The following is a 24,859-nucleotide window of genomic DNA, read 5'->3' on the forward strand; positions in this document are numbered from 1 at the left end:
ATGTGCTAATCGTCTTCATGGTGTTGCTTCCTTTCAGGTTCAATGCCCTGAGCTTAATGCTCAGGGGAAGCAACGCCACCCAATCCTCAGTTCTTTTTCAACAGAGAACGGGACATCCCCCGCCGGTGTCCGGGTTCAAAGCAACGATGGATGCCAGAAACAGGTTGTCGCCGCCCGCCGGACTGCGCAGATGGCGGTTCCAGGGGCTGCCGTTGCCCGTGCCGACATAGAGCATGTTCAATTCGGGATCGTAGGCCATGGCATCCCAGATCGTCCCGCCGCCACCGGCCTCCCAGTACTTGCCCGACGGATCCCAGGTCTCCGCGGCCATCTTCATGGATTCGTTTTCGTATGGCTTGGACGGATCGCCCGGCACGACATACCATCGCCAGGCCATGTCGCCGGTTCCCACGTCATAGGCCGACACATAGCCGCGCACGCCATATTCGGCGCCTCCGTTGCCGATGATGACCTTGCCGTTGATGACGCGCGGCGCCCCGGTGATGGTGTAGGACATTTCGCGATTTTCTATCGTGTCCGTCTTCCAGACCCGTTCACCGGTGGCGGCGTCCAAAGCATGCAGGTATCCGTCAAAGGCACCGACAAAGACCTTGCCGTCATAGACGGCGACCCCCCGATTGACCACGTCGCAACAGCCCTTATGGGCGAACTCGCGTGGAACCTCCGGATCATAGACCCAGAGTTCTTCACCCGTTACGGCGTCCACCGCGTGGACAACAGACCAGGACGCCGTGACGAACATGACGCCGTCGACCACGATGGGCGTCGCCTCGACACCGCGGCGTGACTCAAGGCCCAACGACCAGGCCAGGCCCAATTCGCCTACGTTGTCTTCATTGATTGCATTCAACTGCGAAAATCGCGTCTCCGCATAGTTCAGTCCATAGTTCAGCCAGTTTCGGTCATGGGCATCATTTTCGATGATCGCCGCCGTATCGACGGCGCCCACTGCGGCGCGGATCTCCTCTTGTGTGATCACGTCTGCCGTGGCCAGTGCCTGCGTGGCAAAAAGGGCGATCGCTGCCCCGATAATGCGTTTCATTCCTTCCTCCCTTCTGAATGCTGCTGCTGTGGATTCCGCGCCTCTACGGGGGCTTTTCCATTCCGGCCTTCAGTTCATCCATCATGCTGTCGCGCATGACGAATTTCTGCGGCTTGCCGGTGGCCGTCATCGGCAATTCGGTTTTGAACCGCACATGGGTGGGAACCTTGAAATGTGAAATCCGCTCTTTACAAAAGGCGCGGACCTCCTCATCAGTCAGGCTATCGTCCGATGGCACAATCCACGCGCAGACAACCTCACCGAATTTCTCGTCCGGAATGCCGAAGATCTGGACCTGAGAAATTCCAGGATGGGTGAACAGAAAGTCCTCGACCTCGCGCGGATAGATATTCTCGCCGCCGCGAATGATCATATCCTTGACCCGGCCTGTGATGTCGCAATAACCCTCGCTGTCGATGACGGCCAGATCACCGGTATGCATCCAGCCGTCGCGGATGCTCTCGGTCGTCCTCTCATCGTCGTTCCAATAGCCTTGCATGACGGAATAACCCCGGGTCAGAAGTTCGCCCTGCTTGCCAACCGGCAAGGTTTGACCTCGGTCATCGACGACCTTGCATTCGACATGCGGGTGGATCCGGCCCACAGTGCTGACCCGCTTTTCGATCGGATCGTCGACATCCGATTGAAACGACACCGGAGATGTCTCGGTCATGCCGTAGGCAATGGTGACCTCACCCATGTTCATGCGTGCCTGAACCTGTTTCATGACCTCGATCGGACAGGAGGCACCGGCCATGATCCCGGTCCGCAGATGGCTGAGGTCGAACCGGTCGAAATCCGGCAATTCCAGCTCGGCGACGAACATTGTCGGCACTCCGTAGAGCGCGGTGCAGCGCTGGTCAGAGACAGCCTGAAGCGTCTGGGCGGGGTCGAACCCTTCGCCCGGGATAACCATCGTGGCCCCCTTGGTCACGCAACCGAGCGTTCCCATCACCATCCCGAAACAATGGTAGAACGGCACCGGAATGCAAAGCCGGTCCGCCTTGGAGAACCGCATCGTCGCGGTGACATTGTCGGCATTGTTGACGATATTGCGGTGCGTGAGGCAGGCGCCTTTCGGACTGCCGGTGGTCCCCGAGGTGAACTGAATGTTGATCGGCTCCCTGTTGGAGAGACTTTCGCTGATCGTATCGAGATGTGCAGGTTCAACCGTATCGCCCATGGACGCCACATCGCTGAAACTCAGAAAGCCCGGTGCCGTGTTCTCACCGATCTGGATGAGACGTTTGAGATGCGGCAGCCGTCCCGAACTGAGGTCTCCGGGTGTTGAATCCGCAATCTCGGGCGCGAGTGCGTTCAGCATGGCCAGGTAGTCGGACGACTTGAAGGCGGCCGCTGTCACCAACGTGCTACAGCCGACCTTGTTGAGGGCGTAGTCCAACTCGTGATTGCGGTATGCCGGATTGATACAAACCAGGATCGCGCCGATGCGGGCTGTCGCGAATTGCGTCAACAGCCAGGCGCTGTTGTTTGGCGACCAGATACCGACCCGGTCACCCTTGCGGACGCCAAGACGCACAAGACCGCCGGCAAACCGGTCAACCTCCCGGGCAAAGGTGCTGTAGCTCCAGTTCAGGCCTTCCTGAACGAAGACCGCTGCCTCACGGTCCGGGTGCGCAGCGACCGTGCGCGCCAGAACCTGAGGTATCGTAAGCTCAAGCAGGGGTTGATCAATCGTGCCGACGACATGTGATAGCCCTGATTGCGGCTGGCGGTTGCCCATTTCACTCCTCCACGAGATGGATCGGGCGGCTTGTGACGGACGGGCGGCGCAGTTCTTCCTGTCTACGCCGACCGCGCCACGTTGATGACTTGCATCTGGGTATATTCCGCCAGACCCTCGACCGACTGTTCGACACCGAGCCCTGACCCTTTGAAGCCCGCCATCGGGATGTGTGGTCCGATGTTAAGTTGCTGGTTCACCCAGACGCTGCCGGATTCGATCTGCCCGGCAATTTCGGTTGCTCTGTCGACGTCCTTGGAATGGACGGAACCGCCGAGGCCGTAGTCGCAGTCGTTTGCCCGTTCGATGACGTCATCCACATCATCGAAGGAGATCACCGGCAGGATCGGGCCGAATTGTTCCTCGTCGACAACCTTCTGGCCGTCCCTTACATCGCGTACGATTGTCGGCTCAACGAAATATCCCTGGCGTTCCACCGTCGCACCGCCGGCAATGATCCGGCCATGGGTCCTGGCATCCTCAAGATAGCCTTTGACTTTCTCGAACTGCTTTTTGTTCTGGATCGGACCTATTGTCGTTCCCTGTTCAAGTCCGTCACCGACGACCGCCTGAGCGGCGATATCGACGAGGGCATCACAGAAGCTGTCATAGATGTCTTCGTGCACATAAGCCCGTTTGACCGCGAGACAGACCTGGCCGGCGTTCAGAAAAGCGCCGGCATAGACCTTTTCGGCAGCAGCCTGAACGTCCACATCGGGCATGACGATGGATGGATCATTGCCACCCATTTCAAGCGTAACCCGCTTCATTGTGTCGGCAGCGCCGGCCATGATCCGCTTGCCGGTTTCCGAGGAGCCCGTGAAGCCGATCTTGGAGATGCCCGGGTGCGCCGTCATCTTCGGGCCAAGGTCGTTATTGTCGGTGATGATGTTCACGAGACCCGCAGGGAAGATCTCGGCACAGATTTCTGCCAGTTTGAGGGCCGCTACCGGTGTCGTCGGCGCCGGTTTCAAAACGATGGCATTGCCCGCCATCAACGCCGGACCGATTTTCCAGCAGCACAACAGCAGCGGGAAATTCCAGGCGATGATGCCGCCCACCACGCCCAGCGGCTTGTGGCGCGTCTCGATGAAGAACGCTTCGTCGTCCTGAATGACACGATCGGGCAGTTCCAACGTTGCGGTATGCCCGAGATATCCGACACTCCATTGGACCTCGCCGGCTGCCTCGGGAAGCGGTTTGCCCTGTTCCAGCGTGATCAGCCGCGCCAGTTCGCTCTCGCGTTCGGCGATCGCGGCTGCAAGCGCTTCGACCTTCGCGCGCCGCTCCGCCATCGGGGTCTTTTCCCATTGTTTCTGGGCTGCCGCTGCCGCCGCCACTGCTTCATCAAGATGCGTTTCCGTTGCGTGCGGCACGCGCGCGAACACCTCTTCCGTCGCAGGATTGATCACATCTATCAGAGCATCCGATGTAACAAACCGCCCACCGATAAGCATTGCCATATCCATTTTGGTTTCCTCCCTTGTGCCGGGCGGCGCACGGTCTGAGGGCGACCGTTCCCCGGCATCTGGCCTGAGTGAAACCAAAACGCATCATCCTGTCTTGGATGAGCGCGCCAAACTTTTGGCGTTACGCGCCAAAAAAATCCATCAATTCAAATAGGCTGGGCGATTTACCCTGTTGATTTCGAAATACTCGCGCGGAGCCACGCCATAGTGCTGCCGGAAGACCCGGTTGAAATGCGACTGATCGTTGAAACCGGAAGACAGAACGAGTTCGGCAAGCGAAACCCGGTGACCCAAACGATCGCCGCGGGTTTTGGACGCGATCAGGTGGCGTAGACGCCGCTGTTGGAGCAGACGTGAATAGGTGGTCCCCGAGGCGGTCAGCTCGCGCTGAAGCTGGCGGCGGGACAAGCCGACCAGTGACGCCAGCATATCGATGCAAAAGCCCTTGCGCTTCAGGTTCAGATCGATGGTTTCCCTGATAAACCGCATGCGTCCATGGCGATTGCGGAAGCCGGAAGCTTGAGAGGATTGCTGGTCCGGCCCGAATACCATCGACACATAGTCAAAAAGGTAGTCCGCCGCGCCGGCCTCATCTTCCTGGTCTTTGCTGAACAGGATGTTAGCCAGGCTGGAATGCAGCGGATGGCGGCGGGACAGATTGCTGCCCACGCACGGAACATGGCTGCGGCCGGCCAGAAACAGGCTGCGCGGCATATGGATCGAGCGGAAATCGGACATGCCGCCGTCAAAAAGGAGTTCTGCCGGCCGAACCGAGTCGAGCAGCAGAAAATCTCCGGGCTCCATCGTCGTTTCACGGCTGTTGTGAATGACATGGGTCTGACCGGCGACCTGATACAACAGGAAAAGATGTTCGGCGTCGTCGCGGCGGATGCCCTGGTTGGTTCGCGAGATCCGGTCTATTGTGCATCGAATGGAGGCCACGTCCATGCCGTGGATATCCAGCACATCAAATCCATTCGAAGTCTTTTGGCGGCGCGTCGGAACACTGTAATAGTGGCCGCAACATGCACGCAAGGCAGCGTTCCACTCTTCATAACACATCATTTCTGATGTCCTCCCGATTCAACCCAGTGCCCAGCTATCCCTTGGCTAAACCCCTCTGACGCCTTGTAAATGTCTTGACCAACATTGTCAGGAATTCGATTTCACGCGAATGACAATAAGATGCGGGCAGTGCTTTTGCAAAATTTTTGAGTCTCCTAGCCAAGCGCCGGCCAAAGCGAACTGACGTTTCGTAGCGGGAAAACATATCGCAGGTCCTGGCCGGTCACAGGCTCGGCATCAAGGAGGTGGACGATGGCATTTGGCTCATTAGTTTCATGAGCTTTGATCTGGGAAACATCGACCTGGAGCAAAGAACACTGCAAACAATCGACAACCCGTTCGGCACGAGGTTGTCACCCATGTCTTAGGTACGTTCTGTTACCTAATGTCTCCAAACCGGCTCCAAACCGCGTCGGAGAATTGCAAAATGATTTTGGCTAAGTCGTTGAAAAACTTGGTAGCGGGAGACCGCTACCACTTGTCACCCCCGACTGGAGACGCTGCCATTTTCGTGTTTGTGGTGCGGGGCAACTGCAGATAAAAGACATCGGACTTCTATAGGGCCACAATCAAACACAAGAGACCGAAATTTCAGGATTGGTGATGGAAGGCGTGGCGTTCAATGCCCGCCAGTGCATAGAGGCGCTGGATACGGCCGGGCATTGAGCAGCGAGATACGGCTGGCTGAGGGCGGCGCCCGGTCCGTCACCTGGTGCCAGATCATCGCCGACTGTTTGGGGCGCCGGGTTGACCTGATCTCGGAACGCGACACATCCGCCGCCGGGGCTGCAATCATCGGTCATGCAGCGCACACGGGCGCTGCCGTCGAGGAGATCGCGCAACGCTCGGTCCGGATCGATCGCGCGTTCGAACCCGGGGCACACAACCGGGAAGTGCTGGAGGCGTCGTATCAGCGCTATCGGGCGATGTGCCCCCTTATCGGCTGCTGATTTCACGTTCGTGCGGCATCTTGATGTGCCGCGGCTTGGGGAATGAGCGCCCGTGCGAGCAGTTTTCCGCGATCATCGAGATCATCTCGAACATGATCGCAGCGGCGCGAAGAGCGGTGATCTGGTTGGCGCTGTCCTTTGTCGGCATCAGGCACACGACATCGCCGCCGACAATGTTCAGACCCCGCACGGCGCGCACCAGTTCCACCGCCTCATCCATCGAAAAGCCGCAAACCCCCGCCTCGAGGTTGGAAACGCCGGGGGCAACCGCCGGGTCGAGGCAATCGAGGTCGAACGTGATATAGACCGGCCGATCGCCGAGAACATCCTTGATCTGCGCAACCACGTCCGCCGCGCCACGCCGGCGGTAATCCTTCATGGTTACGATGTTGTAGCCGACGTCGTAGGAGGGCTGAAGCCAGTCGAGTGTGCGGGTATGGCCGCGCAGGCCGATCTGCATGGAATGTGTCGGATCCACATTGCCCTGGTCCGCGAGATAGGCACCCCAGTGTGCCGCCGATTTCTTGGCGCCAAGGAAATGATCCACGGTCGTATAGACGTCCGTATGGGCGTCGAGATGCAGGAAACAGACCGGTTCCCCGCCGGCGATGCTGCCGCGCCCCAGCGCCTGGACGATGCCGCCCGTGATCGAATGGTCGCCGCCGATCGACACCGGCCGGGCGCCTGCAGCATCGATATCGCCGTAGAACCGCGTGATCTGCTCGATGCAGTCCTCGTTGTCATTGGCGCGCGGAAAGGGAACATCGCCGACATCGACGATGCCGGCTGCCGACCAAGGATCGATCTCGAATTCACCGTGCACGCGCCGCAACATGGCCGATACGTTCCGCACCGCACGCGGCCCCAGGTGCTGGTCGCGCTCCGTCGTGCCGTTGCCGGTCGAGTGCGGAACGCCGACGAGTGCAATTTCCTGTCCGGCAGGCCCTCTGTTGTCGCAGCGAAACAGCGTCGGAACACCCCACCAGTAGAGGTTGCTCATCATGCTCACATCATGTTCTTCTGCCACGGACGGTTTCCTTTTCGGTTGAAATGCGGTCCTGCCCGTATGCCGAGACGCGACCGGTCGGAAGCTGGTTCCCTGTCCGGACGGTCAGCCGCCGCCGGCCCGCCTGCGATAGACCCCCTGCGCAATGCGGTCGATCACCATGGCACAGAACAGGATGGCCAGCCCGCCGAGCAGCCCCTGGCCCTTGGCGGCGTATTGCAGCGCCTCCAGTATGAGCGCGCCGAGCCCCTCGGCACCGATCAGCGAGGCAATCACCACCATCGACAGCGACATCAGGATCGTCTGATTGATGCCGGTCATGATGGATGGCAGCGCCAGCGGCAATTCGACAAAAAACAGCAATTGCCGTTTCGAACAGCCGAAGGCGACAGCCGCCTCTTTGGTCGTTTCGGGCACACCGCGCATGCCGAGCGCTGTCAGCCGGATGACCGGCGGCATGGCAAAGATGATCGTCGCCAGAACGCCGGGCGGCTTGCCCGTGCCGAAGAAGGCGATGATGGGTATGAGATAGACGAAGGCCGGCATCGTCTGCATGAAATCGAGAACCGGTTCCGCCAGCGCGTAGGCGCGGCGCGATTTGCCAAACCAGATGCCGAGCGGAATGCCGAACAGGATGCACAGGAACGCGCCGGCGCCGATCAGGGCAACGGTGATCATGGAGATCTCCCACAATCCCATGAAGGCAAGATAGGCAAGCGCCGCCGCGGTGAAGATCGCCACCCGCGGTCCGGCAAGACGGTAGGCCATGACCACGATCATCAGCATGACCACCGGCCACGGTGTCTGGATCAGCAGCACTTCCAGGCTGTCGAGCACCCAACGCACCGCCGCCGTCACCCCGTCGAAGACGCCGCCGAACTTGTTGGCCAGCCAGTCGAAACCCTCATCGCCCTTCCTTGCCAGATAGGCGAAATACTGTTTCTGGACGGGAAACTGCGTGATGGAAATCCTGTCGCCCAGCAGCCCGTTCGTCAGTTGCGCGATCCACTTGTTGGGATCGGCGACGGTGAAGCGGATGAGGGTCAGCGGCCAGATCGCAAGCAGCAGCAGGGCACCGATGCCGGCATTGGTCCAATTGACGCCGGACTGTATCTTCGGATTGGTTCGCCATTTGAGGTACTGCGCCTCATAGGCCACATTCGCATAAAAGCCCTCCGACAGCTTGACGACGAAAAGCACGGCGAGGCCGACGAGCAGGATCATGCTGGCTTCGTTGGAGGCGAGATCGGCCTGCTCCTTCGCCGCTGCCGCGACCTTTTTCAGGTTTTCCGCGATATTCAGCTTGCTCTCTGCCTCCGCCGCGTTTCCGGCGGCAATCAGTTCCCTGGCCTGTTCTTCTCTTCTGGCGATATTGGCCTGCAGGCGCTCGTACTTGGCCGGTTGATCCGCGCCGAGATCGCCCCACAATCCGCGCCCGATCTGGACAAACGCGAAGAGTTCCAGAATGAGGTATATCCAGAAGAAGCCCCAGACGCCGCGTAGCGCGCCCCAAAGCGGACCGAAGACGGCCGCCATTGTATTCCACGACCAGGCAAATCCCGTCGTGCCCTGGATCTTTTCGAATTCCGCCTCGTAGTAGGCGCTGTTTTCGCCGGCAAATTCGCCTGTTTGTGCGCTGGAGGCGTCCGCAATGGCGTCGATCGCGGTGTCGGTCATGCCTTGCCTCCCTGGATGCCGGCAAGCAGCGTCGACTTGTTGATCACGCCGATATCGGTGCCGTCATCGTCATTGATGACGATCGGCTGTTCGGTGGTGATCGCAATATCGATGAGTTGATCGAGGTCGGTTCCGTGATGGGCGCGCGGGCTCTGCCGCAGGTCCTCATTGGGCCCCGGACGATAGCTGTCGAACGGCTCCATGATGGTGTGCGCAAACACCAGCTTCAGCTTGGAAATGCCCTCGACGAAATCGCGCACATAGTCGTCCGCCGGTTTGGTGACGATGTCTTCGGGTGTGCCGATCTGGACGATCCGCCCGTCCTTCATGATGGCGATGCGGTTGCCGATACGGATGGCCTCGTCGAGATCGTGGGTAATGAAGACCGTCGTCTTGTTGAGCTCTGCCGACAGCGCCATGAACTGGTCCTGCAGCTGTCGCCGGATCAGCGGGTCCAGAGCTGAAAACGGCTCATCCATCAACAGCACGTCCGGGTCCGATGCCAGCGCCCTTGCAAGACCGACGCGCTGTTGCATTCCGCCGGACAGTTCGTGCGGAAACCGGTCCTCGTATCCATGCAGGTTGACCATCCGCAAGCAGCGCTGGGAGACATCCCAGCGTTGCGACTTGGGCTCACCGCGCACCTGCAGCGGAAAGCCCACATTGTCACGCACGGTGCGATGCGGCAGCAACGCCATATGCTGGAACACCATGCCGAGATTGCGCGCACGCATTTCGCGCAACTCGGCGCCTTTCATGGCGATCATATCCTTGCCGAGAACCGATATTTGGCCCGCCGTGGGTTCGATCAGCCGGTTGAGGTGGCGCACCAGCGTCGATTTGCCGGAGCCGGACAGGCCCATGATGCAGAAGATTTCGCCGCGCCTGACGCGGAACGAACAGTCGGCGAGACCGACGACGCAACCGAATTCATCCAGGACCTGGGATTTCGACAGGCCGCGCTGCTCAATCGCCTGCATGGCGTCGTCGACATCTGCGCCGAATATCTTCCAGACGCCGTTGACGACAATGACATCGTCGTTCACGGTCTCGTTCATATGCCCTGCTCACATTTCCGTTGCCTTGATCGCCCGGGCAAAACGGCAACAGGCTTTGCCCGGGCGCCACAGCAGATCAGTTCAGCCAGGAATCGACAAGGTCGGCATTGTCGGACACCCATTTGCGGGCGAACTCTTCCGGGTCCATCTTTTTGACAACCAGCGCGTAGGTCATGTCCGACACGATGTCTGTGTCCAGTTTGACCTTGGACAGGATGGCGGCCGCTTCCGGATTGGCTTCCTCGAGGGCGGCGGCATAGTGGATATGCAAATAGGCAGGGCTCCATGCCACCGGAGCATCCGACTTTTCCAGCCACTCGGGGTCGTCCGTCGGCTGTACGATCTTCCACTTGGCCGGATCGTGCTCCGGTTCCCTCAGGATGACCAGGTCATAAAGGGCGAACATGTGGTGCGGTGTGTAGCAATAAAAGACAATGTTCTCGTCCTGCGCGATCGCATTGTCGACCTCCGCGATCGCCAGCGCCTCGTCCATTTCCTTCAACTTCATGGTTTCATCGTAACCGTATGACTTGGCTCGGATTTTTTCGATGTTTGTCGATGCCCAGCCGGCACCTCCGACCCACATTTCGCCCTTGCCGTCGCCATCGGTGTCGAAAAGCGCCGCCATGTCCGGATCGGTCAGTTCCGACAGTTCGGTAATGCCGGTGCGTTCCTGCGTGGCCTTGGAAACGCATATCGCCTGATCGGACACCACGCCGTTGGGATTCATCCGGACGGATTTCTTTTCCCGTACGAACTTGTCGTTGAGATTGACCTGGTTGGGCAGCCACACCTCCGGATGCACCTGCATTGCACCTGAATCCATCGCTTCGAAGATGATCGGATTGGTGCCGTTCTGCAGCTCGACATCAAGGCCGAGATTGTCTTCAAGCACCACCTTGAGCACGTTTGCCGTCGCGCGTACCGACGGCCAGTTCGGCACACCGATCACCACGTCGGCCGCTTGAGCGAAGCCGCTCAATGTGAGTGCGCCCGCCAGCGTAAAGCCGGCCAGAAAATTTCCCGTATGCATGAAATCGTTCCTCTTACTTCTGATTGACATTTTTGTTTGAAACAGCAGGCCGCAGGCTCCAGACGCTCAGACGTCTTCGCGGCAAAGCGCCTGACAGAGGCAATGCACACCGCCACCGCCAAGCGTGAACATGGACATGTCCGGATCGTAGACCTTGAAGCCCAGCGCCCGCATCTTGGCGTTGAGTTCGTCGGCTCCTTTCATCGACAGCACCTTGTCTCCCCCAAGGGCCACCAGGTTCACGCCGAGGTTCCGGGCTTCGCGATACGAAACGTCGACAAAATCGAAACCCCAATGATCCAGCTGTTCCACGATCCACGGCTCCAGTGCGTCAACGCAGGCAACGAGAAGCTTCGCGGCCAGCGGCACGACCAACCCGTCCATGTGGACAAATTCGCGGCTGATCGGCGCGGTTATGGCCTCCCAGCCCTCCTTTCGAACGAATTCGGCGACCTGCTCTGCCCCCTCCTTCTCCGAGCGCTCGCCGCAATATCCGATCAGCACCTTGCCGGGTTCGAGGATGACGAAGTCACCGCCCTCGAAATGGCCGGCGGTCGCGAATTTCCAGATCGGAATGTCACGCTCCTGATAAAACCGGATGGCACTCACATAGTCCGCGCGGCGCACCTTGAGCTGCATATGGCAGATCAGGGCACCCCAGGGCGTCATGGCGGATGAATCGCGCGCAAAGAAATTGCGGTGAAGCGCCTCGTCCGGCTCGAGATAGTGGCATGTCACGCCGTTCTCTTCGTATATCGACACCATCTCGGCGTGCTGGGACATCGCCGTCTGCAGATCGAACTTGATGCCGGTCTTGTGCGCATTCGCCATCGTGCGGCCGATCAGTGGTCCGGCTTCCACCCATCGATAGTATTCAGGCTTGCCCAGAAGCACATCGGTCAGGACGGCATAGTCATTGTTGATGCCCCAATTTTTCGTCGAAGTTGCAGCGTCAAGCATGAATCCCCCGCTTCAGAAAATGACAATTTCGCGTTTACAGCGGTAGAACCTGACAGCCGCCTTATTCAAAATAAATTACAAATGTTGCATATTAAGTTGTATATAAATGAAACTGATTTGAGGTCCTTATGCGCCTGTCCCGCCTGTCAAAAGTGGATCTTCACCTGCTCCAGGTCTTTGTTTCCGTCGTCAAGGCACAAGGATTTTCTGCAGCCCAGGTCTCGCTGAACGTTTCGACATCCACAATCAGCCGGCAGATTGCCGATCTCGAATTGCGATTGGGAATGCGTCTTTGCCAGCGGGGCCGTGTCGGGTTTCGGCTGACCGACAAGGGACAGCTGGTTTACAACGCGGCCTTGAAGCTGTTTGCATCGCTTGAAGAGTTCAGTGGCACCATCGAAGGATCCCGCGGCAAACTTGTCGGGCAACTGTCCCTGGCGGTGATCGACAACTGGATCACAAACCCCGAAGCCTCGATCGTCCCTGTTCTTGCGAAATTCTGCATGGCAGCGCCGGATGTCCATATCGAACTGCATTCGCTGGCACCGGACGACATCGAATACAGCGTTCTGGACGGCCACATAACCATCGGTATCGGCGTGTTTCACAATCACAAGCCGGGCCTGCTCTATCAGCAGATCAGTTCGGAATTCATGGGGCTCTATTGCGGGCGCGGCCATCCGCTGTTCGAGATCAGCGATCCGCAGGAAGAAGAAAGACTCTTGCAGGCCGCCAATCTTGCGAAACGCGCCTATCTGTCCGAGGAAAAGGTGGCGCCTGTCTCGATCGGCCTGAAATCGACCGCCAACGCACACCAGGTCGAAAGTGTCGCACTGTTGGTCCTGACCGGCAATTTCGTCGGCTATCTGCCGGAATCCTATGCACATCCCTGGGTGGTGGAAGGCCGGATGAAGAAGGTCCTTGACGGAAAATACGACCTGCCGACGAACATAGAGATCGTGACGAAACGGGGAAGCAAGCTGAATCTGGTTGCCAGGACGTTCCTTAAATACGTCGGGGAAGAAACCGGTACAGACTCATGCCCCTGATAAGGTTCGGCGAATTTCAGGTGTTGTTCAGATTAAGGCCACGGAGAAATATCCGGGTTGCCAATTGCCTCGCGTCTTCGAAATCGCCTTTGTCGAGAGCGCTTTTTTTCAGAACCATTTCTGCCTGCGCCGCGTCCTCGGCCAGGGTCTGGGTGGAAGCCCACAAGAGAAACAGGAGATGATGCGGGTTCACCGGTTCCATCTTGCCGGCGGCGATCCAGCCATCGATCACATTGCATTTTTCTTCTACGATATCGAACACGCGTTGCCGCAGTTCAGCCTGAAAATGTCTGGCGCCTCCGGTCATCTCCATGGCCCAAAGCCTTGTGGGTTCCGGGTAGATTCTTGAATATTCGATCTTTCGGGCAACATAATTCTGAATCGCGACATGCGGCTCCACGTCCGCGTCGATTTCCTCCAGAGCGCTTACCCAAAGATCGAGGATGCGGTTCATTACGGCTTCATAAATTTCTTCCTTTGTGCCGAAATAGTAGTGCAGCGTCGACTTCGAGACGCCTGCCTTCTTGGCGATTTCAGCCGTTGTGGCACCGTCAAATCCACGAATTGAAAAAACCCTTTCGCCGGCTTTCAATAGCTTTTCAGTGTTCTGTGCGCGCATGAGGACCTGTTTTTGGTCCACCCGCTTGCGTTGCCGGCCGTCAACGCCGGCTCCGGTTTTTTCCGTTTTCAACTTCATGCAGGTTCCCGTTTCCAGAAGTCCGTAAGTTGTCGCTCATATACGCCGAATGGTCAAAGTGATCACTCGCTCGAAGAGGAGCGAACCATCTGAAAATGATCCCGGGCGCGTGATCTCCTGAAGCGTGATTGGAGCAATCCTCCGTCGATCCTGATTCCGTTCGGCACGGCTTAAACGGTAGAGGCAATCACAAAATAAGGTTGACCAATTGGTCAGTCTTATGTTTGGATTGTGTCGCGATCGCTCTTCCACGCCACTTCCGGGATCGAAGTTCCCGGTCGCAGATGCCAACAGGGAGGGAAACAAAATGGAAGCAACAAATTCAATGAGACGCTGGGTGCTTGCAGGCAGCGTCCTGATGCTCGGGCTGACTGCCGCTTCATCGGCAGCCACGGCAGCGGACAAAATCACCGTGGCCGGGGTCTATACCGCGCCGATAGAGCAACAGTGGATCAACAGGATCCACGAAGCGCTTTCGGCGGCCGAGGCGCGGGGCGATATAGAGTACACCTTCTCCGAAAACGTCGCCCAGGTTGACGCACAGCGTGTGCAACGCGAGTACGCAAACAGGGGGGTCGACCTGGTCGTCGGAGATTCCTTTCACGACGAGCGCGGCTTTCGACGCCTGGCCGAGGATTATCCCGAAACCGATTTTCTTATGGGCTCCAGTTTTCCGCCGCAGGGACAGAACTTTTCCGTATTCGACAACTTCATTCAGGAGTGCTCGTATCTGACGGGAATGATCGCCGGCGGCCTGACGGAAACGAACACCATCGGTCTTATTGGCGGGTTCGCAATTCCAGAGGTGAACCGTCTTATGCACGGGTTCATGGCCGGCGTGCGGGAGGTAAACCCCGACGTCCGGTTCATCGTCAATTTCATCGACAGCTGGTACGACCCGCCGAAAGCCAAGGAAAGCGCCTTCGCCATGATGGATGCCGGAGCGGACATCATGTACGCCGAGCGCTTTGGCGTGTCGGACGCGGCCGAAGAACGCGGAGCACTCGCAATCGGAAATGTGATCGACACGCAGCATCAATATCCGGACACGGTCGTGGCGTCGGCCATATGGAACTTCGAACCGACGGCCGATGCAGCGATCGCCCGCGTCAGGGATGGAACCTTTACCGGCGAAGATTATGGCAAACTGTCGCATCTCGCCCACGGCGGGTGTGAATTGGCCCCGCTTGGAACGTTTAAAGGCAAGGTTCCTGATGATCTGATGGCCAGGGTGAACGAACGTGCCGGGCAGATCAAATCGGGTGAATTCACTGTCGAAGTCGACGATTCCGAACCCAGGTCAAACTGAGGCTTGCGAGGCACCTTTCCTCCGCACCCGGGTGTGACGAAATCGATCCGGCAACTGTCGCGAACGATCGGATCGACCCGAATTGCGTGCAGGAGAGGTGCCGGTTTTGTTGAACCGCAATCATCAACAAAGGGATATTGCCTTGTTTGACCTGATCATAAGGAACGCGACCCTTCAGGACGGCCGTCAGAACATTGATATCGCGTGCCGCGAAGGAAAGATCGTCGCTGTGGCAAGCAATATTGACGGCGATGCGCGCGACGTCATCGACGCAGAAGGGTTCCTCGTCACGCCACCATTCGTCGACGCGCACTTCCATCTGGACGGCGCTCTCACCCACGGCAATCCGATGTCAAATCAGAGCGGCGAGCTTTACGAGGGCATCAACATCTGGAACAGGCTCAAGGACACATTGACAGCGGAGGAAGTGAAGGACCGAGCGCGAAGGATCTGCCTTTGGGCCCTCGCCAACGGTACTTTGCACCTGCGGGCGCAAACCGATATTTGCGATCCGAAACTGCGCGCCATTGAAGCGCTGATCGAATTGCGGGACGAACTCAGGCCATTGATGGACCTGCAGATCGTCGCATTTCCCCAGGACGGGTATCTGCGTACGCCTGGTGCCGTCGAAACCATGGCACGCGCCATCGAGATGGGCGTGGACGTGGTTGGCGGCATCCCTGATTACGAATTGACGGCCGCATTGGGTCAGCAGTCCGTGCGGGAACTGTGCGAACTTGCGCACCGGCACGGTTTGCTGGTCGACATGCACACCGACCAGACGCCCGACCCGCAATCGCGCCAGGTGGAAACGCTGACCGCGGAAACCATCCGTCTGGGGCTGGGGTCGCGCGTCTCCGCGTCCCATTGCCCCTCGCTCGCGAATTTCGACGACTATTACGCGAACAAGCTGATGGCACAGATGGCTGTATCGGGCATGAACGTCGTGGTCTGTCCTTTGACTGCGGCGACCTGCTGGGGCGTCATGACGCGTGTCGGGGAACTTTACGAGGCGGGTGTGAACATTGCCTTCGGCTATGATTGCGTGCTTGACCCATGGTATCCGCTCGGCACCGCCGACATTTTGGATGTCGCCCACATGGCGGTCGTATTTGGCCGGCTGATGAGTGCCACGCAGCAAACTCGCGTATTCGAAAGCATCACATATCAAGGCGCCAAGGCACTTGGGATCGACCGGTACGGTATTGCCGAGGGTTGCAATGCAGATCTTGTCCTGCTGCAAGCCCGTAATCCGATCGAGGCGATCAGGCTTCAACCCCCGCGGCTTGCCGTGGTCCGCCGCGGAAAAATCATCGCCACACAGCCCAAGCGATCCGCAATGTTGCTGTTTGAAGGCGACGAGCGGCTTATTGACTTCACTCAAAAGAACCTGATGGACACGAAGTTCGATACGAGCCTTTCCAATTGAATTGCGGACCGGCCTCTCAAAAGGCACCGTCAGAGTCCACGTTCAGCATGCAGCCGCGCGGCCTGTGCGGACTGCAGCGAAGCAGAGCTGCCTGATCGGGCATTCAAGCCCCAGGAGACAGCGCTGAAGAGATTGTCCATGAAGAGACTTGCAACAATTCTCAATCTGGGCTCCCCAACGAAATTGCCAAGCAGAAGATGCGTCCCAAATCGGTTGCAAAACGTGCCAGTACGATATCGAGGACTTGAGGAACTGGATAAGGTCATCCGGGGCAACAAGGTATGAGACTAAAGAGAGATGATGGTCGTCCCACCTTCAGCCAAGGGTGCATTTGTCTACGATGGCCGGGTTGTTATCATGATGGCGACCGGCGGCAGCCGGCAGACATCGAAAGGGCCTGCTTCCAGAATGGCGACGGTTCGCCATAAAGATGAACCTCCATTTGATATTTTTGAGCCGGCGCTCGATACCGTCAACCCAATCGAAAACGTTCTGCGCGAGGGGCAGCTATGCGATTATGACGGCCGGCGCGGTACGCTTTTGCACTCCGAATACTGGTTCGAGGAACGCGAAATTGACGGATATGCCCAATACATCATCACACGCCTTTTCGTTTCGGATATTGAACAAGACGACGTTGTAGAAGTTCCACAAGAACGGTTTCGCTTTCTGACCATTCTGAAGGGGCATTGGCCAAGGCCGGACTGGCTTCAATACAAAATCGGCAATTGGTTTGAATACGAAAACCGTATCGTGAAAATCGACAGCTACATCCATCTCGCCGATCAGTGCATATGGGGTATGCCGGAATGGATCACCGTCAGGTCACCGGAAGGACGCTTGGGCAAGATCGATATCATCCACCGCAGCGACTTTGCCAAACTCGTGCGCAGACCCGAAAAAAGTGAGGCAGGGGTTCAGAGAATCACGGTGTTTGAATCGGTCGTGAACGAGAAGGGACTGCATGACGGCGAGGGTGTAACGGTTGTCGGCAGAACCACATGGAAAAGCAAAGACAATCCGGCGGTGGGGTACACGGTCGTCCACTTCGGCAAACGCGGCCAGCCCGAACCGGTCAAATCAGTACAGAACGCGCCGCTCGAATTTGTTTTGCATTGTGAAGACTACGGGCGATGAACATTCAGTCCAGATAAAGAAAGGCTTTTCCCAAACATGGTGGAGATCGCATTGGGAAATCGCACTGGCCGATTTACCGAATGTGATCAATCGGCTTCACCCCCACATTCGTCCCGCGATTTCCAACTCCTCATTGCCGACCGCGTTGCCGTAGATCGCCGTGGTGATCATGGAGGTGTGACCCATCCAGCGCGAGAGGAGGTTCAGGGGTATGCCCATCCGGAGAGCGTGCACACCGTAACCATGGCGCAGCCCCTTGGGGCTGGCTTGGGCACCGCGAATATCCGCCTTGTCCATGACCCGCTTGATCCACCGATAGCCGGTGATCCGGTTCAGGGGCCGGCCTTTGTGGGTCCAGAGCGGCAACGCATCCTTGTCGGACCGGTTCTCGTCCAGGCGCTTTTCCTTGAGCGTCACCAGGATGTCTGCCAACTCGGGCGGTATCGGCACCTCCCGTATATGATGCCGATCCCGTTGCTTCAGCGTTCGAATGGAAACGAGCCGGCTTTCCGGATCGATCGAGGCGGTGGTGAGATTGAGCGCTTCGGACAGGCGGCAGCCGGTATACAGGAGCGTCAAGCAAAAAGCACGCACCGGTAGTAGTGATTTATTGGCTTCGCGCAAGAAGCGCAGCCGTTCCGGTCCGTTTATATACAACCTTTGCTGGCGCTCATCATAGAGCCGCATCTTTGAATTCATAAGACTGCTTACAGAATGCAACATTATTCTTCTTCCGGTAGCTAAAATACTGTCCGTAATATCACTCTTTACCGTCGCTGTAGCGAGCGTGCAACACTATTAATCAATAGTGTGTCCCCAACAAAAAGTAAAGTGTTTTCAGTCTGATAGCCAACCAGTACGCTCTTGATATCACAGCCGCAGCCCCTTCACAAGAAAACAAAAGGCCGAGCACGGCCATTCGTACAAAATTGATTAATAATGTTGCACTCCGCTCCCGTTCAGCCGGTCGCCGACTTTTGCTCAAAACAGTTGGAGATCAGCGAATGCGAAGAAAGACAATTTTATTGGCCACCACCCTCCTTGGAGCGGCATCATCGCCGGCTTTCTCAGCCGACGCCATAGTGGCAGCAGAGCCGGAGCCGGTCGAATATGTGCGCGTCTGCGACGCCTTCGGCGCCGGTTACTTCTATATCCCGGGCACCGAGACCTGCCTGAAGCTGAGTGGATTCGTCCGCTTGGATATCGGATTCCTAAGCGAAGCCGATAGCTATTCTTCAGCCGTTCGAGGCCGCTTGAACATACAGGCCAAGGAAGACACGGAACTCGGCGTTCTGCACGCCTATCTTCGTTTCCAGGGTCAGAACGCCGGCGGCGGAGACTCTACAGCAGTTGTCGACCAGGCCTATGCTGAACTTGGCGGCCTCGTCTTTGGTTACACGGAAACGACATGGGTTATGTCCAAGAACGGCGGCGCATCCGGTTTCGGTTCGCACTCCGATAACGGCCTCGCCTACGGCTACGGCCAGGCAAACCAGGTCGGCTACAACTTCACCGGCGAAAACTTTTTTGCGGCAATCTCGCTCAACGACGACGGCGACGCGACCTCCTATATGCCGGATGTAACCGGTCGTATCGGCGGTGTCTTTGGCGGTGCTACGATCTACGGAGCATTCGGTTACGACCAGTCCGCTGAAAACTTCGGCGTCAAGCTCGGCCTCAACACCGATATCGGGCCGGCCGGCAACCTGATCGTCCAGGGTTTCTACGCTGACGGTCCGACCAGTTACGGCGCGAATTTGACCTATGAGGTCGACTTCTCGGCTGTGACTGGAATAACCCCATCGTACGTAAGCGCTACATTTACGCCTGAGTGGTCACTCATGGCTTCGTACCAGCACCAGTTCGCACCGAACTTCAAGGGTTCGGTCGGTGGTCAGTACTCCGGCAATTATTATGCGGCCCCCATCGCCACCTCTGCCGCCATCGGCGGCATCGCCGCGAGTGCGGCCCACCCGCTCGGAGCGGGGAGCGCTACAATGGATGTCAGCACGTGGGCGCTCGAAGGTGTTCTCGTCTGGAACCCGGTTGACAACCTCGAAGTCCGCGGCGAAGTCCGCTACATCGACATTCAGAACAGCACGGGCTCCATCGACAATCAAACGACGGGCCTGTTCCGTCTTCAGCGCAGCTTCTAAGGCATCGGAATCTGCTTCGGGTGCCCGGATTGACCTCCAGTCACCCCGGCCCGGCACTTGGCTACCAATCTAGCTGCCGGGCCACTTTCACCTTTCCCAATGCATCAACAGATAGCGGTGATTGTCTCGCCCATTTCAATCACTGCCGCGGCCCGGCACCAAAGCCGTGCCGGGCCGCCCCTTCAACTTCGACTCTTTGGCGGCAACGTTCGCGGCAAGGACGGATTGCACCACCTTAGGCACGGAATGTGTCTACTCTTTCCTTTACGGGAATTTTGAACCTGCCATAGACTCTGCTCAAGAACCGACGATTCAGCCTGGCACACATCCAGGTCCCGACGGGCAGGCTGCCGGTTGAATTCTTCGGCAAAACAATCTTCACAGCATGTCCTCGTCGCACAGGATCCGAGGTGAGCCATGGCGCCCGGTGAGCGTAAATGCAGGCATTCGAACGCTCACCACCGGCGCCGCAAGGCCTCCGTGCAAGCGGGCCGGAATCGCCCGGCGATTTCAAGCGCTGCAGACGAAACAGGTTTTCTCCAGTTCTTCGAGGATCTTCGCAATGGATACGACGCGCGCGGTCCTTCGGCGGTCCCGGACACGCGGGCAACCAATGGTCCGGAGATTTGCATGAAGCCAAAGGTGCTCACTGCCCGTGACCTCGGAAACCTGACGTTCATTTTTTTCGGCATTTTGGACGGCTTCTCGTTTGAGGGGGACGAAATAATCGCCTCGCCGCAAGGCTTTGCCGATGCCCAGTTGCGGCTCGAAAAAATAGCCGGATTTTTCGAGCGATACAGCATCGCCAACAGGAAGGCCTGTGGTGCGTGGGGATCGCATGAAGGCATGGTTCCGTCGATCAAGGCTGACGACATACTGGCGGCGGTGCCGGTCGCTCCGGACTGGCCCGAGGCGCGAATGCACATGTACCATCTGATGCACTGGGCGCACGGTCCGGACGAATATCCTTATGCGTCGATACGCATGCGATTGTCGCTGCTCACACTGATGTCCGCCTTCGCCAGGGTCATCCGTTGCCCCGATCCCGAAGCCGGCCGGCATGGCTCGATGCGCGGACAGGATTCCGTTGGCTGATGCAGTGCTGAAGATGCGAGCAGTTCCGCTGTGCCGTAATCGGCAGCCGGAAGCCAACCGTCAGGTGGCAAGCGTTTCCGCCATCGCAGCGCGTATTTTTTGCCAGCCGTAGTCCAGATATGAATGCTGTTGATCCGCCGATGGATCATTACGCCTCATGCCGTTGCGATAGTCCTTTGGCGACAGGCCGAACTGGGACTTGAATGCCCTTGTGAAGGAAGACCGGTTTGCAAATCCGACGCGGTGAGCCAGCCTGTCAATGTTGACGCCAGCGCCTGTTTTCAGCATCCCCGCCGCTTTTCTCAGCCTTTCCTGCCGCAACAGGCCCGCTGGCGTGTCGAAATCCTCGCACAGCCGGTACAGTTTCGATTTGGATACGCCGAGCGCACCGGCGATGGAAACGACGGAGAAGTCCTGATCATGGAGATTGCCCCTGATCTCGCGCTGGATGGCGGCAAAAACCGACCTGTCGCTGATCTCAACACTGTCCATGCTGCCGGTTTTCTCGAAATTGAGAAGGTCGACGACACCATTCATAACCTGTTTCGATATGCGGTCCGATTCTGCAATGGTTGCATGCGGCAGCTGATTGAACGTCGTCTGCAGGAGTATTTTGAAGACTTCCAACAACGGACCTGCGGTAAAATTCAGCCCGTGGTGGTGGTCCAGCCACCGGACACGGTCCAGCAAATCCTGCCGGTTAAATTGTACGCAAAGCGCGTGGTATCCCGGCAGGACATACCGCTGCTCACGCGAGTAGTCGCCTATGTGAACCTGTCCCGGCGCTACAATGGACGTCGCACCGTCATATGAGCAGCCGCCCCTCCCCTTGACCCGCAAGTCCACGTTGAAAAAGTCAAAACTGTCACGCGCGATGTGACAGGAATGCCGTTCCAGGGTGCTGTTTACCTTGCAGCTGACTTCATGAAATGCGGCGCTCGGTGTTTGATAAAACTGATGCTCGTAAGGAAATGCCTCTTGATGGTCGCCTTCACGCTCAACGAGAAACGCTGTGCTGATGTGCTCGCGCAGCCAGGCGAACTGGTCTTTGCGCGGGATGCGGGAAGTATCTATTTTTACCGAAACGATTGATTTCGGCTCGGCAAGATCCGTCATCCTTCGCCTCAGATGTTTGCGGAATAACCGGCGACAAGGTTTGCAACCCCGCCGGGGATCGGGATGCGCCGCGACCTGCGAATTGTGTTTGGAATGCCTGCTCCTGCACCTTCACCGACAATTGGCCGAACCGGCGACCCGAAAGCCCGCCGATGAGAAAACGGCGACAAATCCGAATGAGGTGCGCTTCCGGAATCGGCGGTTTCGGACAGACGACAACCATATGTTGTCTCACGGCAGCAGAAACCGTTCGGATTGGCCGACTTAATTTGCAGACCACGCGCAAGGGAAAAAGGCGAAAGTCTCATGGCGGAAATTCATTCAAAAAAGTCCGGGCGATAAACTGCCTGTAAATTTATCGTGATCGGACAGTCGCCTTAAGATGTGCCCTGTCTCCTACCTTCTCTAATTGGTCGCAATTCGTCTCAATCGCTGCAAACGCTTTTGGTTTGTGAAAAACATTCATGTTTGTAGGGGGTTACGACGCTTTGTAGGAACATGACGGCTTGAGCGGCACGCCGCTTGACCGATGCCGATCCGGATCGAAAAGCTACCGTCCTCACCATAACCCCTTGGCCCAGGCGGCATCCGGATCCGGGTGTTCGCTCACTTTCCCACCTTCAGCCAGTCAACCGCGGTACGCAATCTGGCGACGCTGTTAACCATCTGTATTCAAACGAAAAACGTGATTTACGCTCGCTGACTGCAGAAAGAAGCAAAGTGTCACGCATTTGGGGCGAAATGCACCCCACCGTTAAGCGTTGCACGATGCATCTCAATGAGACTGGGGCCAGGTATCGGCCCCGTGTCCCATGCTTCGTTCCGGTGAACAACGGTTCGGAAATGCGGCATCGCGGAACCCAGCAATCAAGCTCTCAATGACCCGGAAAGGCATCCGTATCGAGATCGATTGCAGTCGGTTCGGGGCCCGCCGGACACGCTGCTCTTCGATCCGAGACATCGGGAGCGTGTTCTTCAGAGATTTGAGGAGTACTGAAGATGGTTCACTATTTTCCGAAACGGCTGCTTGACCGGTTGCGTCGCGACAGGAGCGGCAATTTCATAGTCATGTTCGCCCTGTGTGTTACGGTTATTTTCGCGGCCGCTGGTTTGGCTCTCGATTATTCGGTTGCCTTGATGAACAAGACGCGGGCCGCCAATGCACTGGACGCCGCCACATTGGCGACCGCAAGAGCCATTGTCGCCGGCGACATCTCTTCGGACGATGACGACGAGATCGAGACATACCTGAAAAGTTTCTTCGCCGCCAATCTCGGCATCGATGACCTGGACGCCAGTATTTTCGCCATCGACAGCGTTGTCGTCGACACCGGCGAGCAGTCGGTTTCCGCGACGGTTGTTATCGACCAGCCTCTCCGTTTGCTGCAGGTCGGCACCGGCAGGGACACCATCACGGTTAGAAACCACTCGGCGGCAAACTACGGCGTAGGCAATGTCGAGGTGGCCATGGTGCTGGATGTCACGGGGTCGATGGATGACTCGGTGTCTTTGACAGACAGCACGAAAAAACTGGCGGTACTGGAAACTGCCGCGAAAGCCGCGGTCGAAACACTGTTGAGCGCGGCGAGCGACGCTAATTCCGTCAGGATCAGCCTTGTCCCGTATTCGCGCGCGGTCAATGTAGGCAACTACCTTGTCCGCTATGTCTATGCCGATCACTACTACCCGACCAGCGATGCGCCCCTCTATGATCCGAGTCTCTACAACACCACCCGCGTCGGCTATGACTGGGTGAGTTTTCAAAGCGGCTATGCGTCCTGCCCCACCTCACATAATTTCGATTTTCAACCGACATTCAGGTTTGCCGGCGGGTACGGATTTGGCGGCGGTTTCAGCCGCGGCAGCACCTACGGGTATGACGGCTATCGTTTCGGTGACGCCTGGGTATTTCGGGCCGCCGAAGGTGGCGGCGGCGGCGGCGGTGGCGGAAACAAAGGCGGCGGGGGAGGCAACAAGGATGCGACCGATTGCTGGGATTTTGTCATCGAAAGCGACGGAACCAGCCCCGACAATTGCGCCACGGACCGCAAGGCTCCGGCAACCGCGGGCAACACGTCCTACCAATATGCCGATGCAAATCCGTCGTACGGCATGATCAGCCGTGATGCCCGGCTCGAGGAAAATGAGTGTCCGGATTCGCCCATCATCGCCCTGACCGACACACAGGATGCGCTGGAAACGGCTATTGAGGGTTTGATTGCCGATGGATACACCGGCGGTCATATCGGATTGCAGTGGGGGTGGTACACGATTTCCCATGACTGGAAAAACTATATGCCGGCCGGCTCGGAGCCAGGCGACCATACTGACCCCGATGCGGATCTGAAAAAATACGTCATCATGATGACGGACGGATTGTTCAATACCGCATTTGCGGATGTCGAACCTGACGGCTTCAGACAAGGAAAACAGCAAGCGCAATCCATTGCGCATTTTGATTCTCTTTGCACCGCCATCAAAAATGACGACATTACCATTTTCACAATCGGCTTCGCCATCAGTACCGATCCCCTGTTGTCGCAGTACCAGAGAGACGATGCGCTTGAAGCACTGGACGATTGCGCCACCGACGACACGACCACGACGGTCTATTTCTACGATGTGACAACCGCGGACGGCCTCACGACGGCCTTCGAGGACATTGCAAGCACCATCAATGCCCTGCGTCTGACGCGGTAGCGCCAAGACGCCCGCACCGTCGACACGTTTGACCGGTTGCCGGTTTGCGCGGGGTCTGTGGGACGTCATATCCCCTGGGCTCCGTGCCGTTTATAGAGTGAAGTTTTGTGAGCAAATCGACCAAAATCATTGCCGCCTGTCTGTTT

General features: G+C 57.7%; 19 protein-coding genes and 1 pseudogene. 8 read left to right on the forward strand and 12 right to left on the reverse strand.

All coding sequences use genetic code 11. The features are described 5' to 3' along the window. Window positions 1–121 precede the first annotated feature (121 nt). The 4 genes and pseudogenes from E4M07_RS26860 to E4M07_RS26875 all read right to left on the reverse strand — a co-directional run. A pseudogene (locus E4M07_RS26860) lies at window positions 122–1,063 on the reverse strand (PQQ-binding-like beta-propeller repeat protein); the annotation flags it as partial. Between the two features lie 43 nt (window positions 1,064–1,106). After that, window positions 1,107–2,807, reverse strand: coding sequence for an AMP-binding protein (locus E4M07_RS26865; RefSeq protein WP_136661503.1), 1,701 nt, complete (start codon window positions 2,805–2,807; stop codon window positions 1,107–1,109). A 62-nt stretch (window positions 2,808–2,869) separates the two neighbouring features. Continuing rightward, entirely contained in the window at window positions 2,870–4,276 is a 1,407-nt protein-coding gene (locus E4M07_RS26870) for an aldehyde dehydrogenase family protein (RefSeq protein WP_136661504.1), read from the reverse strand. Between the two features lie 141 nt (window positions 4,277–4,417). Next, the gene (locus E4M07_RS26875; protein ID WP_136661505.1) at window positions 4,418–5,341 is read right to left on the reverse strand and encodes a helix-turn-helix domain-containing protein; all 924 of its coding nucleotides are present in this window, start codon (window positions 5,339–5,341) and stop codon (window positions 4,418–4,420) included. A gap of 662 nt (window positions 5,342–6,003) precedes the next feature. Between E4M07_RS26875 and E4M07_RS29225 the strand changes: the two genes are divergently transcribed. After that, the gene (locus tag E4M07_RS29225; RefSeq protein ID WP_169054420.1) at window positions 6,004–6,291 is read left to right on the forward strand and encodes an FGGY-family carbohydrate kinase; all 288 of its coding nucleotides are present in this window, start codon (window positions 6,004–6,006) and stop codon (window positions 6,289–6,291) included. Here E4M07_RS29225 and E4M07_RS26890 read toward each other — a convergent pair. The 5 genes from E4M07_RS26890 to E4M07_RS26910 all read right to left on the reverse strand — a co-directional run bounded on the left by E4M07_RS26890 (window position 6,278) and on the right by E4M07_RS26910 (window position 12,025). Further along, window positions 6,278–7,318 carry an arginase family protein gene (locus E4M07_RS26890; RefSeq protein WP_136661507.1) on the reverse strand — a complete coding sequence of 347 codons (1,041 nt, stop codon included), beginning with the start codon at window positions 7,316–7,318 and terminating at the stop codon, window positions 6,278–6,280. The two genes, E4M07_RS29225 and E4M07_RS26890, sit on opposite strands and share 14 nt — an antisense overlap. Window positions 7,319–7,402: 84 nt before the next feature. After that, window positions 7,403–8,974, reverse strand: a complete 1,572-nt coding sequence (locus tag E4M07_RS26895; RefSeq protein WP_136661508.1) for an ABC transporter permease subunit — start codon at window positions 8,972–8,974, stop codon at window positions 7,403–7,405. After that, a complete protein-coding gene (locus E4M07_RS26900; protein ID WP_206057410.1) occupies window positions 8,971–10,032 on the reverse strand; it encodes a betaine/proline/choline family ABC transporter ATP-binding protein in 1,062 nt (353 codons plus the stop codon). Before E4M07_RS26900 ends, E4M07_RS26895 begins: the two co-directional genes overlap by 4 nt. A gap of 76 nt (window positions 10,033–10,108) precedes the next feature. Beyond that, the gene (locus E4M07_RS26905) at window positions 10,109–11,065 is read right to left on the reverse strand and encodes a glycine betaine ABC transporter substrate-binding protein (RefSeq protein ID WP_136661509.1); all 957 of its coding nucleotides are present in this window, start codon (window positions 11,063–11,065) and stop codon (window positions 10,109–10,111) included. A gap of 66 nt (window positions 11,066–11,131) precedes the next feature. Then, window positions 11,132–12,025, reverse strand: a complete 894-nt coding sequence (locus tag E4M07_RS26910; RefSeq protein ID WP_136661510.1) for an arginine deiminase family protein — start codon at window positions 12,023–12,025, stop codon at window positions 11,132–11,134. 128 nt (window positions 12,026–12,153) lie between these two features. On the opposite strand from E4M07_RS26910, the gene E4M07_RS26915 reads away from it, so the two are divergent. Continuing rightward, entirely contained in the window at window positions 12,154–13,074 is a 921-nt protein-coding gene (locus E4M07_RS26915; RefSeq protein WP_136661511.1) for a LysR family transcriptional regulator, read from the forward strand. Between the two features lie 16 nt (window positions 13,075–13,090). Here E4M07_RS26915 and E4M07_RS26920 read toward each other — a convergent pair whose 3' ends face one another. Beyond that, the gene (locus E4M07_RS26920) at window positions 13,091–13,771 is read right to left on the reverse strand and encodes a TetR family transcriptional regulator C-terminal domain-containing protein (protein WP_136661512.1); all 681 of its coding nucleotides are present in this window, start codon (window positions 13,769–13,771) and stop codon (window positions 13,091–13,093) included. Between the two features lie 358 nt (window positions 13,772–14,129). On the opposite strand from E4M07_RS26920, the gene E4M07_RS26925 reads away from it, so the two are divergent. The 3 genes from E4M07_RS26925 (at window position 14,130) to E4M07_RS26935 (ending at window position 17,646) form a co-directional block, all read left to right on the forward strand. Then, on the forward strand, window positions 14,130–15,080 hold the full coding sequence (locus E4M07_RS26925; protein WP_246660635.1) for a BMP family protein: 951 nt from the start codon (window positions 14,130–14,132) through the stop codon (window positions 15,078–15,080). A 142-nt stretch (window positions 15,081–15,222) separates the two neighbouring features. Beyond that, on the forward strand, window positions 15,223–16,509 hold the full coding sequence (locus tag E4M07_RS26930; protein ID WP_136661531.1) for a cytosine deaminase: 1,287 nt from the start codon (window positions 15,223–15,225) through the stop codon (window positions 16,507–16,509). Window positions 16,510–16,806: 297 nt separating this feature from the next. Continuing rightward, window positions 16,807–17,646: a hypothetical protein gene (locus E4M07_RS26935; RefSeq protein WP_136661513.1), complete on the forward strand. Its 840-nt coding sequence runs from the start codon at window positions 16,807–16,809 to the stop codon at window positions 17,644–17,646. A gap of 96 nt (window positions 17,647–17,742) precedes the next feature. Here E4M07_RS26935 and E4M07_RS26940 read toward each other — a convergent pair whose 3' ends face one another. After that, window positions 17,743–18,333 (reverse strand): site-specific integrase, encoded by a 591-nt coding sequence (locus E4M07_RS26940; protein WP_169054421.1) that lies wholly within the window; start codon window positions 18,331–18,333, stop codon window positions 17,743–17,745. 317 nt (window positions 18,334–18,650) lie between these two features. Between E4M07_RS26940 and E4M07_RS26945 the strand changes: the two genes are divergently transcribed. After that, window positions 18,651–19,802 carry a porin gene (locus E4M07_RS26945; protein ID WP_136661515.1) on the forward strand — a complete coding sequence of 384 codons (1,152 nt, stop codon included), beginning with the start codon at window positions 18,651–18,653 and terminating at the stop codon, window positions 19,800–19,802. Between the two features lie 630 nt (window positions 19,803–20,432). Beyond that, the gene (locus E4M07_RS26950) at window positions 20,433–20,897 is read left to right on the forward strand and encodes a hypothetical protein (RefSeq protein ID WP_136661516.1); all 465 of its coding nucleotides are present in this window, start codon (window positions 20,433–20,435) and stop codon (window positions 20,895–20,897) included. A gap of 60 nt (window positions 20,898–20,957) precedes the next feature. On the opposite strand, the gene E4M07_RS26955 is transcribed toward E4M07_RS26950, so the two are convergent. Continuing rightward, window positions 20,958–22,013, reverse strand: a complete 1,056-nt coding sequence (locus E4M07_RS26955) for an AraC family transcriptional regulator (RefSeq protein ID WP_136661517.1) — start codon at window positions 22,011–22,013, stop codon at window positions 20,958–20,960. 999 nt (window positions 22,014–23,012) lie between these two features. On the opposite strand from E4M07_RS26955, the gene E4M07_RS26960 reads away from it, so the two are divergent. Next, a complete protein-coding gene (locus E4M07_RS26960) occupies window positions 23,013–24,713 on the forward strand; it encodes a pilus assembly protein TadG-related protein (RefSeq protein ID WP_136661518.1) in 1,701 nt (566 codons plus the stop codon). The last annotated feature ends 146 nt before the right edge of the window (window positions 24,714–24,859 follow it).

This window comes from Nitratireductor sp. XY-223, assembly GCF_004959855.1.
Taxonomy (GTDB): domain Bacteria; phylum Pseudomonadota; class Alphaproteobacteria; order Rhizobiales; family Rhizobiaceae; genus Hoeflea_A.

Excerpts from the sequence above, each read along its gene's own strand:
- E4M07_RS26865 (WP_136661503.1), bottom strand. The coding sequence starts at position 2,807 with ATGGGCAACCGCCAGCCGCAATCAGGGCTATCACATGTCGTCGGCACG.
- E4M07_RS26900 (WP_206057410.1), bottom strand. The coding sequence starts at position 10,032 with ATGAACGAGACCGTGAACGACGATGTCATTGTCGTCAACGGCGTCTGG.
- E4M07_RS26955 (WP_136661517.1), bottom strand. The coding sequence starts at position 22,013 with ATGACGGATCTTGCCGAGCCGAAATCAATCGTTTCGGTAAAAATAGAT.
- E4M07_RS26915 (WP_136661511.1), top strand. The coding sequence starts at position 12,154 with ATGCGCCTGTCCCGCCTGTCAAAAGTGGATCTTCACCTGCTCCAGGTC.
- E4M07_RS26875 (WP_136661505.1), bottom strand. The coding sequence starts at position 5,341 with ATGATGTGTTATGAAGAGTGGAACGCTGCCTTGCGTGCATGTTGCGGC.
- E4M07_RS26905 (WP_136661509.1), bottom strand. The coding sequence starts at position 11,065 with ATGCATACGGGAAATTTTCTGGCCGGCTTTACGCTGGCGGGCGCACTC.
- E4M07_RS26910 (WP_136661510.1), bottom strand. The coding sequence starts at position 12,025 with ATGCTTGACGCTGCAACTTCGACGAAAAATTGGGGCATCAACAATGAC.
- E4M07_RS26925 (WP_246660635.1), top strand. The coding sequence starts at position 14,130 with ATGCTCGGGCTGACTGCCGCTTCATCGGCAGCCACGGCAGCGGACAAA.
- E4M07_RS26940 (WP_169054421.1), bottom strand. The coding sequence starts at position 18,333 with ATGCGGCTCTATGATGAGCGCCAGCAAAGGTTGTATATAAACGGACCG.
- E4M07_RS26920 (WP_136661512.1), bottom strand. The coding sequence starts at position 13,771 with ATGAAGTTGAAAACGGAAAAAACCGGAGCCGGCGTTGACGGCCGGCAA.
- E4M07_RS26950 (WP_136661516.1), top strand. The coding sequence starts at position 20,433 with ATGAAGCCAAAGGTGCTCACTGCCCGTGACCTCGGAAACCTGACGTTC.
- E4M07_RS26935 (WP_136661513.1), top strand. The coding sequence starts at position 16,807 with ATGATGGTCGTCCCACCTTCAGCCAAGGGTGCATTTGTCTACGATGGC.
- E4M07_RS26870 (WP_136661504.1), bottom strand. The coding sequence starts at position 4,276 with ATGGATATGGCAATGCTTATCGGTGGGCGGTTTGTTACATCGGATGCT.
- E4M07_RS26960 (WP_136661518.1), top strand. The coding sequence starts at position 23,013 with ATGGTTCACTATTTTCCGAAACGGCTGCTTGACCGGTTGCGTCGCGAC.
- E4M07_RS26945 (WP_136661515.1), top strand. The coding sequence starts at position 18,651 with ATGCGAAGAAAGACAATTTTATTGGCCACCACCCTCCTTGGAGCGGCA.
- E4M07_RS26895 (WP_136661508.1), bottom strand. The coding sequence starts at position 8,974 with ATGACCGACACCGCGATCGACGCCATTGCGGACGCCTCCAGCGCACAA.